Origin of the sequence: Pseudomonas sp. R2-37-08W, assembly GCF_003851705.1 — a bacterium.
Classification (GTDB): domain Bacteria; phylum Pseudomonadota; class Gammaproteobacteria; order Pseudomonadales; family Pseudomonadaceae; genus Aquipseudomonas.
This window is the reverse complement of record NZ_CP027728.1, coordinates 4,820,639-4,836,262: the sequence shown is the minus strand read 5'-3', so window position 1 is coordinate 4,836,262 and position 15,624 is coordinate 4,820,639. Positions and strand designations below refer to the sequence as shown.

Sequence of the window (15,624 nt, the reverse complement as noted above, 5' to 3'; positions counted from 1 at the left end):
ACCAATTCTATATTGGAACCCTCTAACCACGCAGCACAGAATCGACGCAAACCTATAAAGAACCCAACGGGTATTGCCATGCCGATTTGCCCCATCGAGTCGATCGAAACGATCATCGTCGATCTGCCCACAATCCGCCCTCACACGCTGGCGATGCACACCATGCAAAACCAGACCCTGGTGATCATCCGCCTGCGTTGCGCCGATGGCATCGAGGGTATCGGTGAGTCCACCACCATCGGCGGCCTGAGCTATGGCAACGAGAGCCCTGAGAGCATCAAGGTCAACATCGACCGGCACTTCGCGCCGCTGCTGATCGGCCAGGACGCGAGCAATATCAACGCCGCCATGTTGCGCCTGGAGCGCAGCATTCGCGGCAACACCTTCGCCAAGTCGGGGATCGAAAGCGCGTTGCTCGATGCCCTCGGCAAGCGCCTGAACCTGCCGGTCAGCGCACTGCTCGGCGGGCGTGTGCGCGATGCCTTGCCGGTGGCCTGGACCCTGGCCAGCGGCAACACCGCCCAAGACATTGCCGAGGCCGAGAAGATGCTCGACTTGCGCCGCCATCGCGTCTTCAAATTGAAGATCGGTGCCGGTGCAGTCGAACGTGACCTGGCCCATGTACTCGCGATCAAGCGCGCGCTGGGTGAGCGTGCCAGCGTGCGCGTCGATGTCAACCAGGCCTGGGACGAGGCCGTGGCCCTGCGCGCCTGCAAGGTGCTGGGAGACAGCGGTATCGACCTGATCGAACAGCCGATCTCGCGCAACAACCGCGGCGGCATGGCGCGGCTGAACCTGTCGAGCCCGGCGCCGATCATGGCCGATGAATCCATTGAGTGCGTCGAGGATGCCTTCAACCTGGCCCGCGAAGGCGCGGCCTCGGTGTTCGCCCTCAAGATCGCCAAGAACGGCGGCCCGCGTGCGGTATTGCGCACGGCGGCGATTGCCGAAGCGGCGGGCATCGGCCTCTACGGCGGCACTATGCTCGAAGGCGGCATTGGCACCCTGGCCTCGGCACACGCGTTCCTCACGCTGGGCACGCTGGCATGGGGCACCGAACTGTTCGGCCCGTTGCTGCTCACCGAAGACATCCTCACCGAACCGCTGCTGTATCGCGACTTCGAGCTGCATGTCTCCACCGCGCCGGGCCTGGGCCTAGCGATCGATGAAGAGCGCCTGGCGTTCTTCCGTCGGGATAAACACTAAGAGGCGCCTGCCATGTTGTTCCACGTAAAAATGACCGTGAACCTGCCGCTCGACATGCCCCCGAGCGCGCCGCCAACCTCAAGGCCGAAGAAAAAGCCCTGGCCCGGCACCTGCAGCAAGAGGGCAAATGGCGTCACCTGTGGCGCATCGCCGGGCACTACGCCAACTACAGCGTGTTCGATGTCGAGAGCGTGCAAGACCTGCATGACACGCTGATGCAACTGCCGTTGTTTCCCTATATGACCATCGAAGTGAATGCGCTGTGTCGGCACCCGTCGTCGATCCATGACGACGACCGCTGAGCCTTTTTTGCACCCGATAATTACAAGATGAGGATTGCACCATGTCCATCCGACTGTCCCAGACGGCCCACGCCCAGCAGTTTCTCGAACAAGCCAGCGGCAATCTCAATGATGGCGGCAACCCGCGCACCAAGGCGCTGATCTACCGGATCCTGCGCGACACCGTGAACATCATCGAAGACCTGGAAGTGACCCCGCAAGAGTTCTGGAAGGCGGTCAACTACCTCAACGAACTGGGCAAACACCAGGAAGCCGGCTTGCTCGCCGCCGGGCTGGGCCTGGAGCATTACCTGGACCTGTTGATGGACGCCGCCGACATCGAAGCCGGCAAATCCGGTGGCACGCCACGCACCATCGAAGGCCCGCTGTACGTGGCCGGTGCGCCGTTGTCCAAATACGAAGCGCGCCTGGATGATGGCACGGACGATGCCGTACCGCTGTTCATGCGCGGGCAGGTGCGCGACACCGACGGCAAGCCGTTGGCGGGGGCGATTGTCGATGTGTGGCAGGCCAATACCGGCGGCACGTATTCGTGGTTCGACCCGACGCAATCGGAGTTCAACCTGCGCCGACGCATCGAGACCGACGCGCAGGGCAACTACCGTTTTCGCAGCATCGTGCCGTCCGGCTACGGCTGCCCGCCGACCGGGCCGACCCAGCAGCTGCTCGACCAATTGGGGCGTCACGGGCAGCGTCCGGCGCACATTCACTTCTTCATCTCGGCGCCGGGGCATCGGCACCTGACCACCCAGATCAACCTGTCGGACGACCCGTACCTGCATGATGACTTTGCCTACGCCACCCGCGACGAATTGATCGCCGAGATTCGCTTCAGTGACGACCCGCAACTGGCGCGGGAGTTTGGCGTGGAGGGTCGGTTTGCGCAGATTGATTTTGACTTTGAATTGCAGCCAGCCACTGCGCCGATGGAGCAACAGCGCATGCAGCGAGTCCGAGCCCTCGAGGACTGAACGCGGTCAAAAAAATGTGGGAGGGGGCTTGCTCCCGATAGCGGTGTGTCAGTCACTAATAGGTCAACTGACACGCCGCCATCGGGAGCAAGCCCCCTCCCACATTTGAACTTTGTTGCAGGTGCTATTTGCGAATAACCAGATCCAGCACCTCATCCCGATCCTTGATCTTCTGCAACACAATCTCCGAACGGATATCCATCACCCCCGCCGTGCGGTTCAGGTGGTTCACGATAAAGTCCGAAAAGTGCTTGAGGTTGCGCGCCTGTACCCGCAGCACATAGTTGCTGGCGCCAGTGATCACATAGGCACTGGCCACCTCCGGCCAGCCCTGCACTTTCTGGATGAACGTCTCATGCCAGTCTTCCACATCCTGGCGCAGCGACAGATGCACGATGGCCTCAAGCTCAATGCCCAACTGCTCGGCATTGAGCACCGCGCGATAGCCGCTGATCACGCCTTCGCTCTCCAGCAGGCGCAAACGGCGCAGGCAGGCGGAGGGGGACAGCGCGACTTTTTCCGCCAGTTCCTGGTTGCTGATACGGCCATCCTGTTGCAGGAAATGCAGGAGGCGCAGGTCGGTGGCGTCAAGAATCATGGTTGGCATAAATCCGCGTGTTTGCAGGTTAAATTCGAATTTCCTACAGCTTAAATAGCCCTTCGCCCACCACTTTGCACGAAAATTCTCTAAAAGTTCGTTCATTATTTGCTACATATTTCCGATAAAAACCAGGACTGCCCATGACCACCCGAAGCCATTGCCAAGCCCTCGATACCCAGGACGCGCTGGCGCCATTGCGCCGCGAATTTGCCTTGCCCGAGGGCGTGATCTACCTCGACGGCAACTCCTTGGGCGCGCGCCCGGTGGCGGTGTTGGCGCGGGCGCAACAGGTGATCGCGCAGGAGTGGGGCGATGGCTTGATTCGCAGCTGGAACAGCGCGGGCTGGGCGGATTTGTCCCAGCGCCTGGGCAATCGCCTGGCGCCACTGATCGGTGCGCGGGAGGGCGAAGTGGTGATCACCGATACCACCTCCATCAACCTGTTCAAAGTCCTCAGCGCCGCGCTGACCGTGCAGCGCCAGCGCCAGCCGGCGCGCAAGGTGATCGTCAGCGAAGCGAGCAACTTTCCCACCGACCTTTACATCGCCGAGGGTCTGGCCGAGTTGCTGCAGCAGGGTTACTCGTTGCGCCTAGTCAACAGCCCGGACGAACTGCCCCAGGCCATCGACGAGAACGTGGCGGTGGTGATGCTTACCCACGTCAACTACAAGACCGGTTACATGTACGACATGCGTGCGCTCACTGCCTTGAGCCATGAATGCGGCGCGCTGAGCATCTGGGACCTGGCGCATTCGGCGGGCGCGGTGCCCATCGACCTGCACGCGGCCGGTGCCGATTATGCGATTGGCTGCACCTACAAATACCTCAATGGCGGCCCTGGCTCCCAGGCGTTCGTGTGGGTCAACCCGGCGTTGGTGGACCTGGTGCGTCAGCCGCTGTCGGGCTGGTTCGGGCATACCCGCCAGTTCGCGATGGAATCCAACTATGCGCCGAGCGCCGGCATCGCCCGCTACCTGTGCGGCACCCAGCCGATCACCTCGCTGGCCATGGTCGAGTGCGGCCTGGAGATTTTCGAGCGCACCGATATGAGCAACCTGCGCAGCAAATCCCTGGCCCTGACCGACCTGTTTATCGCCCTGGTCGAAGCGCGCTGTGCGGCCCATCACCTGGTGCTGATCACACCCCGTGAACATGCCCGGCGCGGCAGCCATGTCAGCTTCGAACACCCGCAAGGCTATGCAGTGATCCAGGCCCTGATCGCCCGTGGTGTGATCGGCGACTACCGCGAGCCGCGCATCATGCGCTTCGGTTTTACCCCGCTGTACACACGCTTTACCGACGTGTGGGACGCCGTGGAAATCCTCGCTGACATTCTCGACAACACCACCTGGGACCAGCCGCAATTCAAGGTTCGCCATAGCGTCACCTGAATACACCCAGATCCAAATGTGGGAGGGGGCTTGCTCCCGATAGCAGTGTGTCAGTAGGCATATCAGTGACTGACACACCGCTATCGGGAGCAAGCCCCCTCCCACAGGGGATCTGTGGCAACAGCAGCAATCACAATAATAAAAGAGGCACATCACGTGACCACGCCAGACAACGGCTTTGCAGACATTACCCACCGCGAACTGGGCCTGAGGCGCCAGCTCACTTCGGGCCAGATGAGCATGATTGCCATCGGCGGCGCTATCGGGACCGGGCTGTTCATGGGCAGCGCCTACGCCATCGGCTATGCCGGGCCCAGCGTGTTGCTGAGCTACGCCATCGGGGCGTTGATTACCTTGATATTGATGGGGTGCCTGGCGGAGATGACGGTGGCCCATTCCACCTCCGGCTCCTTTGGTGCCTACGCCGAGTTCTATATCAGCCCGCTGGCCGGGTTCCTGGTGCGTTACGCCTACTGGGCGGCGATTGTATTGGCGGTGGGGGCCGAGGTCACGGCGGTGGCGATGTACATGAAGTACTGGTTCGCCAACGTGCCGGAATGGGTGTGGATCGTGTCGTTTTCCAGCGTGCTGATCCTGCTCAATGCGATCAGCGTGAAGACCTTCGGCACCTTCGAATACTGGTTTTCCACCATCAAGATCGGCGCCATTGTTGGCTTCATCATCTTGGCGGTGTACGTGGTGTTCGGCTCCGGCAATCCGGATTACGGCGTGCAGAACTACACGGCCCACGGCGGGTTTTTCCCCCATGGGTTAAGCGGTATGTGGGTGGCGGTCATCGTGTCGATCTTCAGCTACTTGAGCGTGGAGATGATCGCGGTGGCGGCCGGCGAAGCGGCCGACCCGGAGCGGGCGGTGAAGAAAGCCTTTCGCGCGACCATCGTGCGCCTGGTGGTGTTCTACCTGCTGACCCTGGCGCTGATGCTCGCCATCGTGCCATGGAACCAGGCCGGCCAAGCCCAGAGCCCGTTCGTCACGGTGATGCAGACCATCGGCATTCCCGGCGCCACCGGGGTGATGAATTTCGTGATCCTGATCGCGGCGTTGTCGGCGATGAACAGCCAGCTCTACATCACCACGCGCATGATGTTCAGCCTGTCCCGCGCGGGTTTTGCGCCCAAGTCCATGGGCGCGTTGAGCAAGAGCGGTATCCCGCTGAATGCCTTGCTGCTGTCCAGCTCCGGTATCGCGCTGGCGACCTTGCTCAACCTGGTGTACCCGGAAAGCGCGTTCACGCTGATGATGGCGATCTCGATGTTCGGCGCGATCTTCACCTGGTTCATGATCTTCCTCACGCACCTGTTTTTCCGCCGCTACCGCAAACGCCACGGTGGGGCGAAATTGTCTTTCGAGCTGCGCCTGTTTCCCTACAGCACACTGTTGGGCCTGGTGCTGATGGGCGCGGTGATGATCACCACGTATTTTACCGAGGCGTTCAAGATGACCCTGGTGTTTGGCGTGCCGTTTTTGCTGATCCTGAGCGCTGTGTACTACGGGTTGTTCCGCAAGGGCAGGGCCAAGGCATCGAACAAGGCCCTGGCATAACCCGGCAGGTGGTCGAACGAGCGTGCGCAGAGCAGCAAGTGGCGACAGGCCCAGTCCTCCTTGAGCGGCTGGGCCTTGATGCGAACGTCCGGCTGCCAGCGGTCCAGGGCGGCCTTGGGCACGATGCCAAGGCCCGCGCCCCGGGCGACCATGCGAATCACCCCATCGAAACCCTCGGCGCGGATCCGCGTTTGCAGGCGAAACCCCGCATGCAGCGCCTGTTCCTCCAGATACACCGCCAACGCACTGCTGGCGGCGAGGCCCACGTAGTCGTGTTGCAGGCTGTCGATGAAACTCGCTGTGCCGGCTGCCAGCGGATGCTCCACGGGCATGATCAGCACCAGCGGATCGTCGTGAAAGGGCAGGGTCTGCAGCCCGGAGCTGTCCACCGCATCGGAGATGATCCCCAGGTCGGCCGTGCCTTGGCGCAGGGCTTGGGTGATCCGCAGGCTGGGCAGCTCCTGCAGGTCGATATCGAGGTTGGGGTGCTCGCACAGAAAGTCCGCCAATCGCTCCGGCAGGTATTCGCTCAGGGCCGTGGTATTGCACAGCAGGCGCACCTGGCCTTTGACGCCGTTGGCGTATTCAGCCAGGTCTTGTTGCAGATGCTCGGCCTGTTGCAGCAGCAGGCGGGCGTGGCGGCCCAGGGCTTTGCCGGCGGGTGTCGGAGTGACGCCACGGCGGCCACGCTCCAGGCATTCGACGCCCAGTGAAGCCTCCATCGCCCGAATGCGTGCGCTGGCGGCGGCCAGGGATAAATGGCTGCGGGCGGCGCCGGCGGTGATGTTGCCGGCGTCCAGTATGTGCAGGTAGAGGCGCAGGTCGATCAGGTCAAAGTGCATGCTGAAGATTTCCTCTGCCTCACCCAAAACAAGAGGCTGCCTCAGTATATGGCGAATTTCCAACGGTTCATCAAAACCGCACAATTGTGTTCATGACGACTTTATTGGCTTTCTACCAAACCCTCGGCCCGGCCCTGACCGTGCTGGTGATCGGCACTTTCCTGCTGGCCGGCACGGTGAAGGGCGTGATCGGCCTTGGCCTGCCCACCGTGGCCATGGGCATGCTCGGCCTGGCTATGTTGCCGGCACAGGCTGCTGCGTTGCTGATCATCCCTTCGACGGTCACTAACCTCTGGCAACTGGCGCTGGGCGGTCACCTGGGCACCTTGCTCAAGCGCCTGTGGCCGATGCTGTTGCTGATTTTTCTCGGTGCCGGCCTGGGCACGCTGTGGCTGGGCATGGACGCCGGGCCGCGGGTGGTGCGCGCATTGGGCGGGGCGTTGTTGCTGTATGCGGTGAGTGGATTATGCCTGCCCACTTTCCAGGTCGGGCCGCGCACCGAGCGCTGGCTGGGCCCGCTGTGTGGGCTGATCACGGGCCTCATCACCGCGGTCACCGGCGTGTTCGTGATTCCCGCAGTGCCCTATCTGCAAGCTCTAGGCTTGAGCCGTGATCAGCTGGTGCAGGCGCTGGGGCTGTCGTTCAGCGTGTCGACCCTGGCGTTGGCCGCCGGGCTGGCCTGGCGCGGTGCGCTCGGTGGTGGTGAAGTCGGTGCGTCGTTGTTGGCGCTGGTGCCGGCCTTGCTGGGAATGTGGCTGGGCCAGGCGCTACGCCAGCGCATCAGTGCGCTATGGTTCAAGCGGGTTTTTTTCACCGGCATGGCGCTGTTGGGAGGCCATTTGTTGCTGAGTGGTCAATAATGAGCCCGAGCCGATAACCAGGACCGCCCGTGAAAGCCCGATCCGATGAACTGCAGATATTTGTCAGCGTGATTGAATGCGGCTCGATTTCCGCCGCCGCCGAGCAGGTCGGGCAGACGCCATCGGCGGTCAGTCGCACCTTGTCGCGCCTGGAAGCCAAGCTCGATACCACCCTGATCAACCGCACCACGCGGCGCATGGACCTGACCGAGGAGGGCCGGTATTTCTTCGAGCAGGCCAAGGTGATCCTGGCGCAGATGCAGGCGCTGGAAGAACGCCTGTCGTCACGCCAGAAAAAACCGGCCGGGCGGCTGCGCATCAATGCGGCGGTGCCGTTCATGCTGCACGGGATCCTGCCATACATCGGCGAGTTTCGTGATCTGTACCCAGACATCCAGTTGGAGCTCAACAGCGACGACGTGATCATCGACCTGCTGGAGCAAAGCACCGACATCGCCATTCGTATCGGCACCCTGGCCGACTCGACCCTGCATGCCCGCGCGCTGGGCAGCACGCCGCTGCACATCCTGGCCAGCGCCGACTACCTCAAGCAACACGGCACACCGAGCACCATTGCCGACTTGGCCGAGCATACCTTGCTGGGCTTCACCCAGACCGACACCCTCAACCATTGGCCGCTGCGCCATGGCGAGGGCGACAGCTGGCTGATCCAGCCGGGCATTGCCGCGTCCAGCGGTGAAACCGTGCGCCACCTGGCTTTGCAGGGGCAGGGCATTTGTTGCCTGTCCAACTTCATGACCCACGAAGACATCGAGGCCGGGCGCCTGGTACCGCTGCTGGAAGCATTCAACAGTGGCTATCGCCAGCCGATCCATGCGGTGTATTACCGCAATTCGCAACTGGCGTTGCGTATTCAGTGTTTCCTGGATTTTATCCAGGCCAAGCTGGCACGTTATGCGGTGTGATTCGTGACTGGCGCGCAAGAGTGAATTGGCCTGTACGGGGTTATTCGACGCCAGGGCGTGCTTGATACTGGGTTCATCACTTACCCAGTCAGGAGCACTCTCCATGAATGTATTCGTTACCGGCGCAGCCGGTTTTATCGGCGGCTCCATCGCCACCGGCTTGGTCAAGGCCGGCCACGCCGTCACCGGCCTGGTGCGCAGCGCCGAGCAAGCCGCGCAAATGACGGCACTGGGCATCACTCCAGTGATCGGCACCCTGGATGACGCCGCTGTATTGACCGAGCAGGCGCAGCACGCCGATGCGGTGATCAATGCCGCCAGCAGCGACCACCGTGCGGCCGTCGAAACCCTGCTGGGTGCCTTGAAAGGCTCCAACAAGGTGTTCCTGCACACCAGCGGTTCGAGCATCGTTGGCGATGCGTCGGGCGGCAAGGCCAGTGAGGTCATTTACGTTGAGGACAACCTGCCGGAGCCGACCGTCGACAAGGCCGCTCGCGTGGCGATCGATAACCTGATCCTGGCCGCTGCCCAGGAAGGTGTGAATTCGGCGGTGATCTGTAACACCCTGATCTATGGTCACAGCCTGGGCGTGAAGCGCGACAGCGTGCAATTGCCACGCTTGCTCAAGCAGGCCCGCAAGAGTGGAGTAGTACGCCACGTGGGACCAGGGCAGAACATCTGGTCCAATGTGCATATCGAAGACGTGGTCGCGCTGTACCTGCTGGCGCTGACGAAGAATGTGCCGGGCACGTTCTACTTCGTCGAAAGCGGCGAAGCCTCGTTTATCGACATGACCACGGCCATCGCGCAAGCGCTTGAACTGGGCGAACCGCAGGATTGGCCGCTGGCCGAGGCCGAAGCCGAGTGGGGTTATGAAATGGCCAACTATGGCCTTGGCTCCAACAGCCGGGTGCGCGGCAAGCATGCCCGTGAGCTGCTGGGGTGGGCGCCGAAGCGTACCTCGGTGGTGGAGTGGATTCGCCACGAGATGGTGTGATGTTCGCTTGATATTGAGGTGAGGCTATCGGGGGCAAGCCCCCTCCCACACTCGACGGTGTTCCAACTCTGGAATGCATTCAAATGTGGGAGGGGGCTTGCCCCCGATTGGCCGCGCCTCGGTCCCGAAGGCTAGCCCCGCGCCGCTCAATTCCGTACCATTCCTCGTCTCTTCCCCCGCAACTCCCTGGTATTCCATGAAGCTCACCCGTCTGCGCGCCGATGCCCTGGCCGGCCTCACCACGTCGTTTGCCTTGCTGCCCGAATGCATCGCCTTTGCCCTGGTGGCCCATCTCAACCCGTTGATGGGGCTTTACGGCGCTTTCATCATTTGCACCCTCACCGCATTGTTCGGTGGTCGCCCCGGTATGGTGTCGGGGGCAGCCGGTTCGATGGCGGTGGTGATCGTGGCGCTGGTGGTGCAACACGGCGTGGAATATTTGCTGGCGACGGTGCTGCTGGGCGGGTTGATCATGGTCGCTTTCGGCCTGTTGCGCCTGGGCAAGCTGGTGCGCATGGTGCCGCACCCGGTGATGCTGGGGTTCGTCAACGGCCTGGCGATTATCATTGCGCTGGCGCAGTTGGAGCACTTCAAGAACGGTGAAACCTGGCTCAGCGGTACGCCGTTGTATGTGATGGCCGGGCTGGTCGTGGTGACCATGGCCATCGTCTACCTGCTGCCACGCCTGACCCGCGCCGTGCCACCGGCCTTGGTGGCGATCCTCGGCGTGGGCCTGGCGGTGTACCTGCTCGGCCTGCCCACCCGCACCCTGGGCGATATGGCGCACATCGCGGGTGGCCTGCCGACCTTCGCCCTACCGCAGATTCCTTTGACCTTCGAAACCCTCGGCATCATCGCGCCGTATGCGTTCCTGATGGCCATGGTCGGCCTGCTGGAAACCCTGCTGACCCTCAACCTCACCGACGAGATCACCGAAACCCGTGGCTACCCCGACCGCGAAAGCGTGGCCCTGGGCGCGGCGAATATGGTCTCGGGCCTGTTCGGTGGCATGGGCGGTTGCGCGATGATCGGGCAAACCGTGATCAACCTCAGTTCCGGCGGGCGTGGACGTTTCTCCGGGGTGTTCGCCGGGGTGATGATCCTGCTGTTCATTCTGTTTCTGTCGCCGCTGATCGAGCGGATTCCGCTGGCGGCGCTGGTGGGGGTGATGTTCGTGGTGTCCCAGCAGACCTTTGCCTGGGCGTCGTTGCGGGTGATCAACAAGGTGCCGCTCAATGACGTGCTGGTGATCATGGCGGTGACGGTCATCACCGTGTTCACTGACCTGGCGACCGCAGTGCTGTGCGGCATCGTGATCGCGGCGCTGAACTTCGCCTGGCAACAGGCCCGTGAGCTGTATGCCGATGAACACCTGGAAGCCGACGGCAGCAAACTTTACCGTCTGCACGGCACGTTGTTCTTTGCCTCGACCACGCCGTTCCTGAATCAATTCGACCCGGCCAACGACCCGGCCCAGGTGACGCTCGATTGCCGGCACCTGAGCTTCGTCGATTATTCAGCGATTGCCGCGCTGATGACCTTGCGCGAGCGCTACCGCAAGGCGGGCAAGCATGTGCGCGTGCTGCATTTGTCGGAGCGCTGCAAGAAGCTGCTCAAGCGGGCGAAGGTTCATCACGACTAGGGTTACGGGCCGACCAGGTCTTCCAGTTCCTGGGCGCGGGTCTGGGTCATGTCCAGTACGCAGCCGGAGCCGTTGACCTGATCGATGGTGCCGCCGGTGGCACTGCCGGCAAAGGCGCAATTGGCGTCACGGTATTTGATCCACAGGCGCTGCAGGTCTTGCAACTGGTCCTTGCGGTTGCCTTCCTGAGCGGCCAGCGCGGTCTTGTAAGCCTTGTTCAGCCGGGCATCCTGCACCTTGGCCTCCTTGACGTTGCAACCGACCATCTCGGCGGTGGTGTTGGCGCCGTCCATGCATTTTTTCAGTGCCGGGTTATCGGCGGCGGCGGCGCTGCCGCACAGGGTAATCAGCAGGGCGGCAAGTGTGAGACGCATCATGTTCGGTTCCTGGCAGCAGTGGATGTGCATTCTATGACTCAACCGCGTGGGTTGAGTTTCCAGCCTTTTCTGATCCTCATGTAAGAACACTCCTCGAATTTTCATACGACAGTGTCGGGCATATCCCACCGCGACAGCGCTTATCCCTGGGCGAAAATTACTTTCATATAATTTGAAAATCATCCTCGGTAATGATTTATGAGTTTCACAACCTATTCGACGTGACCCTTTCCGAGGAGTACCGCATGGCCGCATCACCGGGCTTCGGGCTATTGGCATACGCTGCCATCGCCATCATTGCTTTGATCGTGCTGATTGCACGTTACCGACTCAACCCGTTTATCGTTATCACGCTGGTGTCCATTGGCCTGGCGCTGATGGCCGGGATGCCGGCGGACACCATCATGGGCTCGTACGAAGCGGGGGTCGGCAAGACCCTGGGGCATATCGCTTTGGTGGTGGCGCTGGGCACCATGCTCGGCAAGATGATGGCCGAGTCCGGTGGCGCGGAGCAGGTGGCGCGCACGTTGATCAACCGTTTCGGCGAACGCAATGCCCACTGGGCCATGGTCTGCATCGCGTTTCTGGTGGGGCTGCCGCTGTTTTTCGAGGTGGGCTTTGTGTTGCTGGTGCCGATCGCCTTTACCGTGGCGCGACGCGTGGGCGTGTCGATCCTTATGGTCGGCCTGCCGATGGTCGCCGGCCTGTCGGTGGTGCATGCGCTGGTGCCGCCGCACCCGGCGGCGATGATGGCGGTGCTGGCCTATAACGCCTCGGTCGGGCAGACCGTGCTGTATGCGATCCTGGTCGGTGTTCCTACGGCGATCATCGCCGGCCCGGTGTATGCCAAGTTCATCGTGCCGCGCATTCACCTGCCGGCGGAAAACCCGCTGGAACGCCAGTTCATCGAGCGTGAACCGCGCACCCGTCTGCCGAGCTTCGCGCTGACCATGGGCACCATTCTGTTGCCGGTGGTGCTGATGATGATTGGCGGCTGGGCCAATGTGATTTCCACGCCGGGCACCGGCTTCAACCAGTTCCTTTTATTCATCGGCAACTCGGTAATCGCGCTGCTCGTGGCGACCCTGGTGAGTTTCTGGACCCTGGGGCTGGCCCAAGGCTTCAACCGTGAGTCGATCCTCAAGTTCACCAATGAATGCCTGGCGCCGACGGCGAGCATCACGCTGCTGGTGGGCGCGGGCGGTGGCTTGAATCGCATCCTAGTGGACGCCGGTGTCACCCACGAGATCCTTGGCCTGGCCAATGCGTTCCAGCTCTCGCCGCTGGTGATGGGCTGGTTGTTCGCCGCGCTGATGCGGATCGCCACGGGCTCGGCCACGGTGGCGATGACCACGGCGTCCGGCGTGGTCGCGCCGGTCGCCCTGGGCCTGGGTTATCCACACCCGGAATTGCTGGTACTGGCGACCGGTGCGGGTTCGGTGATTTTCTCCCACGTCAACGACGGCGGCTTCTGGCTGATCAAGGAATACTTCAATATGACGGTGATCCAGACCTTCAAGACCTGGACCGTGCTGGAGACGTTGATTTCGGTGGTTGCCTTCGCTCTCACCTACGGCCTGTCTCTGGTTTTATGAGCCGCATCCTGTCACTCGGAGCCCCATGGACATCCTCTACCAGATCCGCGCCCGCCAGGCTTCCTTCAGCGCCGGCGAAGGGCGTATCGCCAGGCTGCTGCTCGATGACGTGGGCTTTGCCGCGTCGGCCAGCCTGGAAGCGTTGTCGCAACGGGCCGAGGTCAGTACGGCGACCTTGTCGCGCTTTGCCCGCAGTGTCGGTTGCCGCGACTTGCGTGACCTGCGCCTGCAACTGGCCCAGGCCAGCGGCGTGGGCAGCCGCTTTCTCGACCCGGCGGGGTTGCCGGAACAGTCGGCGTTTCATCGGCAGATTCTGGGTGATATCGAAGCGACGCTGCGCCAGCACCTGTCGGGGTTCAATCAAGACAGCTTTGTCGATGCAGTGAGCCTGCTGGGCAAGGCGCGGATGATCCACGCGTTCGGCATGGGCGGCCCATCGAGCCTGTGCAGCGATGAGCTACAGGTGCGCCTGGTACGCCTGGGCTATCCGATTGCAGCCTGCCATGACCCGGTGATGATGCGCGTGACCGCCGCGACCCTGGGGCCGGAACACGCGTTGATTGTGTGCTCGCTGACCGGCCTTACGCCTGAGCTGTTGGATGTGGTGACGCTGGCGCGCAACTACGACGCACGCGTTGTCGCCATCACCCTGGCCGACTCCCCACTGGCCGAGTTGGCGGATGTGCTGTTGCCGCTGCAACCGGCTGAAACCAGTTTTATCTACAAACCCACGGCTGCGCGCTACGGCATGCTGCTGGCTATTGACCTGCTTGCCACCGAACTGGCGCTGGCCATGCCTGACGCCAACCAGGAGCGCCTGCGCCGGATCAAGCTGGCCCTGGACGACTATCGCGGCGGCCCCGACAGCCTGCCGCTCGGAGACTGATATGAAGTACGACACGCTGATTCGCCAGGCGCAGATCATTGATGGCAGCAACAGTGCAGGTTATGTCGCTGACGTGGGCGTACGTGATGGGCGCATCGAGGCGATCGGCGACTTGTCCACAGCGATGGCCGAGCAAGAAATCGACGCGACAGGCCGCGTATTGGCGCCGGGGTTTATCGACGTACACACCCACGATGACACGGTGGTTATCCGCCATCCGCAGATGCTGCCCAAGCTCAGCCAGGGCGTGACCACGGTGATTGTCGGTAATTGCGGCATCAGCGCCTCACCGGTCAGCCTGCGCGGCAATCCGCCCGACCCGATGAACCTGCTGGGCAATACCGACGCGTTTGCCTACCCGCGCTTTGTCGACTATCGCGCCGCGGTGGAACGCGCCCATCCTGCAGTCAACGTCGCCGCCCTGATCGGCCACACGGCACTGCGCAGCAATCATATGGACGACCTGCACCGCACGGCCACGGCCCTCGAAATCACGGGCATGCGCATGCAGTTGCAGGCGAGTCTGGAGGCCGGAGCCCTGGGTTTATCCACTGGCCTTGCCTACGCCAGCGCATTCAATGCAGACACCGACGAGGTGCTGCAACTGAGTGAAGAGCTGACGGCTTATGGCGCGGTGTACACCACTCACTTACGCAGTGAATTCGAGCCGGTACTGGAGGCAATGGACGAAGCGTTCCTGATCGGCCGGCACGCCAGGGCCCCGGTGATTATTTCCCACCTCAAGTGTGCGGGGGCGGGAAACTGGGGACGTAGCCCGCAACTGCTGGCGGCGCTTGAAGCGGCGGCGAAAACTCATCCGGTCGGGTGTGATTGTTATCCCTATGCGGCCAGCTCTTCGACCCTGGACCTCAAGCAGATCACCGATGCGTTCCGCATCACCATCACCTGGTCCACACCGCATCCTGAAATGGGCGGGCGTGACCTGCAGGACATTGCCGCCGAGTGGGATGTTTCGTTGATGGACGCAGCCCGCCGCCTGCAACCGGCGGGAGCGGTGTACTACGGGATGGATGAGGCGGATGTGCGGCGCATTTTGGCGCACCCCTTGTCGATGATCGGGTCGGATGGGTTGCCTGAAGACCCGTTTCCCCATCCGCGCTTGTGGGGCGCGTTTCCACGGGTGCTGGGGCATTTCAGTCGGGATGTGGGATTGTTCCCGTTGCACACCGCTGTGCACAAAATGACCGGGCTGTCGGCGGCGCGTTTTGGCCTGGCTGAGCGAGGCGAAATTCGTGAAGGGCACTGGGCTGACCTGGTGTTGTTCGACCCGTTACGCGTGCGGGATGTAGCGGACTTCAAAGAACCACAGCGGGCAGCCGAGGGCATTGATGGCGTGTGGGTCAACGGTGTGTTGAGCTACAGCGAAGGGCAGGCGACGGGGCAGCGCTCGGGTCGATTCCTGGCGCGCAACGGGGATTTGCGTCGGGGTTTTTCGCCTCTATAG

14 protein-coding genes and 1 pseudogene are annotated in these 15,624 nt (G+C 62.3%); 12 read left to right on the top strand and 3 right to left on the bottom strand.

Annotated features, from left to right (window positions below):
- The first annotated feature begins 78 nt into the window (after positions 1–78).
- From C4J93_RS22345 to catA, 3 genes and pseudogenes are all read left to right on the top strand, one after another.
- On the top strand, positions 79–1,206 hold the full coding sequence (locus tag C4J93_RS22345) for a muconate cycloisomerase family protein (protein WP_124368333.1): 1,128 nt from the start codon (positions 79–81) through the stop codon (positions 1,204–1,206).
- A 12-nt stretch (positions 1,207–1,218) separates the two neighbouring features.
- Positions 1,219–1,508, top strand: a pseudogene (gene catC, locus C4J93_RS22340) (muconolactone Delta-isomerase).
- A gap of 41 nt (positions 1,509–1,549) precedes the next feature.
- Entirely contained in the window at positions 1,550–2,479 is a 930-nt protein-coding gene (gene catA / locus C4J93_RS22335; protein ID WP_124410755.1) for a catechol 1,2-dioxygenase, read from the top strand.
- 124 nt (positions 2,480–2,603) lie between these two features.
- Here the strand turns inward: catA and C4J93_RS22330 are convergent, their stop codons facing one another.
- Positions 2,604–3,077: an Lrp/AsnC family transcriptional regulator gene (locus tag C4J93_RS22330; protein WP_124364384.1), complete on the bottom strand. Its 474-nt coding sequence runs from the start codon at positions 3,075–3,077 to the stop codon at positions 2,604–2,606.
- Positions 3,078–3,220: 143 nt separating this feature from the next.
- On the opposite strand from C4J93_RS22330, the gene kynU reads away from it, so the two are divergent.
- Both kynU and C4J93_RS22320 read left to right on the top strand, forming a co-directional pair.
- Complete coding sequence (gene kynU, locus C4J93_RS22325; protein WP_124430489.1) at positions 3,221–4,471, top strand: kynureninase; 1,251 nt, start codon at positions 3,221–3,223, stop codon at positions 4,469–4,471.
- A 156-nt stretch (positions 4,472–4,627) separates the two neighbouring features.
- The gene (locus C4J93_RS22320; RefSeq protein ID WP_124430488.1) at positions 4,628–6,034 is read left to right on the top strand and encodes an amino acid permease; all 1,407 of its coding nucleotides are present in this window, start codon (positions 4,628–4,630) and stop codon (positions 6,032–6,034) included.
- Here C4J93_RS22320 and C4J93_RS22315 read toward each other — a convergent pair.
- Entirely contained in the window at positions 5,980–6,876 is an 897-nt protein-coding gene (locus tag C4J93_RS22315) for a LysR substrate-binding domain-containing protein (protein ID WP_124430487.1), read from the bottom strand. The genes C4J93_RS22320 and C4J93_RS22315 overlap by 55 nt on opposite strands.
- A gap of 92 nt (positions 6,877–6,968) precedes the next feature.
- Between C4J93_RS22315 and C4J93_RS22310 the strand changes: the two genes are divergently transcribed.
- The 4 genes from C4J93_RS22310 to C4J93_RS22295 all read left to right on the top strand — a co-directional run bounded on the left by C4J93_RS22310 (position 6,969) and on the right by C4J93_RS22295 (position 11,301).
- Positions 6,969–7,736 (top strand): sulfite exporter TauE/SafE family protein, encoded by a 768-nt coding sequence (locus C4J93_RS22310; RefSeq protein WP_124430486.1) that lies wholly within the window; start codon positions 6,969–6,971, stop codon positions 7,734–7,736.
- Positions 7,737–7,765: 29 nt separating this feature from the next.
- Positions 7,766–8,662 (top strand): LysR family transcriptional regulator, encoded by an 897-nt coding sequence (locus tag C4J93_RS22305; protein ID WP_124430485.1) that lies wholly within the window; start codon positions 7,766–7,768, stop codon positions 8,660–8,662.
- 103 nt (positions 8,663–8,765) lie between these two features.
- On the top strand, positions 8,766–9,659 hold the full coding sequence (locus tag C4J93_RS22300; RefSeq protein WP_124430484.1) for an NAD-dependent epimerase/dehydratase family protein: 894 nt from the start codon (positions 8,766–8,768) through the stop codon (positions 9,657–9,659).
- 196 nt (positions 9,660–9,855) lie between these two features.
- On the top strand, positions 9,856–11,301 hold the full coding sequence (locus C4J93_RS22295; RefSeq protein ID WP_124430483.1) for a SulP family inorganic anion transporter: 1,446 nt from the start codon (positions 9,856–9,858) through the stop codon (positions 11,299–11,301).
- Positions 11,302–11,303: 2 nt separating this feature from the next.
- Here C4J93_RS22295 and C4J93_RS22290 read toward each other — a convergent pair whose 3' ends face one another.
- The gene (locus C4J93_RS22290; RefSeq protein ID WP_124430482.1) at positions 11,304–11,678 is read right to left on the bottom strand and encodes a lysozyme inhibitor LprI family protein; all 375 of its coding nucleotides are present in this window, start codon (positions 11,676–11,678) and stop codon (positions 11,304–11,306) included.
- A 245-nt stretch (positions 11,679–11,923) separates the two neighbouring features.
- Between C4J93_RS22290 and C4J93_RS22285 the strand changes: the two genes are divergently transcribed.
- The 3 genes from C4J93_RS22285 to C4J93_RS22275 are packed head-to-tail and all read left to right on the top strand — an operon-like array spanning position 11,924 to position 15,624.
- Positions 11,924–13,273 (top strand): gluconate:H+ symporter, encoded by a 1,350-nt coding sequence (locus C4J93_RS22285; RefSeq protein WP_256657813.1) that lies wholly within the window; start codon positions 11,924–11,926, stop codon positions 13,271–13,273.
- A 25-nt stretch (positions 13,274–13,298) separates the two neighbouring features.
- Positions 13,299–14,159, top strand: a complete 861-nt coding sequence (locus C4J93_RS22280) for a MurR/RpiR family transcriptional regulator (protein ID WP_124430481.1) — start codon at positions 13,299–13,301, stop codon at positions 14,157–14,159.
- A gap of 1 nt (position 14,160) precedes the next feature.
- Positions 14,161–15,624 carry an amidohydrolase family protein gene (locus tag C4J93_RS22275; RefSeq protein ID WP_124430480.1) on the top strand — a complete coding sequence of 488 codons (1,464 nt, stop codon included), beginning with the start codon at positions 14,161–14,163 and terminating at the stop codon, positions 15,622–15,624.

What these genes read in the sequence shown, in the direction of transcription:
- C4J93_RS22345 (WP_124368333.1), top strand. Translation starts at nt 79, where the DNA reads ATGCCGATTTGCCCCATCGAGTCGATCGAAACGATCATCGTCGATCTG.
- catA (WP_124410755.1), top strand. Translation starts at nt 1,550, where the DNA reads ATGTCCATCCGACTGTCCCAGACGGCCCACGCCCAGCAGTTTCTCGAA.
- C4J93_RS22330 (WP_124364384.1), bottom strand. Translation starts at nt 3,077, where the DNA reads ATGATTCTTGACGCCACCGACCTGCGCCTCCTGCATTTCCTGCAACAG.
- kynU (WP_124430489.1), top strand. Translation starts at nt 3,221, where the DNA reads ATGACCACCCGAAGCCATTGCCAAGCCCTCGATACCCAGGACGCGCTG.
- C4J93_RS22315 (WP_124430487.1), bottom strand. Translation starts at nt 6,876, where the DNA reads ATGCACTTTGACCTGATCGACCTGCGCCTCTACCTGCACATACTGGAC.
- C4J93_RS22310 (WP_124430486.1), top strand. Translation starts at nt 6,969, where the DNA reads ATGACGACTTTATTGGCTTTCTACCAAACCCTCGGCCCGGCCCTGACC.
- C4J93_RS22300 (WP_124430484.1), top strand. Translation starts at nt 8,766, where the DNA reads ATGAATGTATTCGTTACCGGCGCAGCCGGTTTTATCGGCGGCTCCATC.
- C4J93_RS22295 (WP_124430483.1), top strand. Translation starts at nt 9,856, where the DNA reads ATGAAGCTCACCCGTCTGCGCGCCGATGCCCTGGCCGGCCTCACCACG.
- C4J93_RS22290 (WP_124430482.1), bottom strand. Translation starts at nt 11,678, where the DNA reads ATGATGCGTCTCACACTTGCCGCCCTGCTGATTACCCTGTGCGGCAGC.
- C4J93_RS22285 (WP_256657813.1), top strand. Translation starts at nt 11,924, where the DNA reads ATGGCCGCATCACCGGGCTTCGGGCTATTGGCATACGCTGCCATCGCC.
- C4J93_RS22280 (WP_124430481.1), top strand. Translation starts at nt 13,299, where the DNA reads ATGGACATCCTCTACCAGATCCGCGCCCGCCAGGCTTCCTTCAGCGCC.
- C4J93_RS22275 (WP_124430480.1), top strand. Translation starts at nt 14,161, where the DNA reads ATGAAGTACGACACGCTGATTCGCCAGGCGCAGATCATTGATGGCAGC.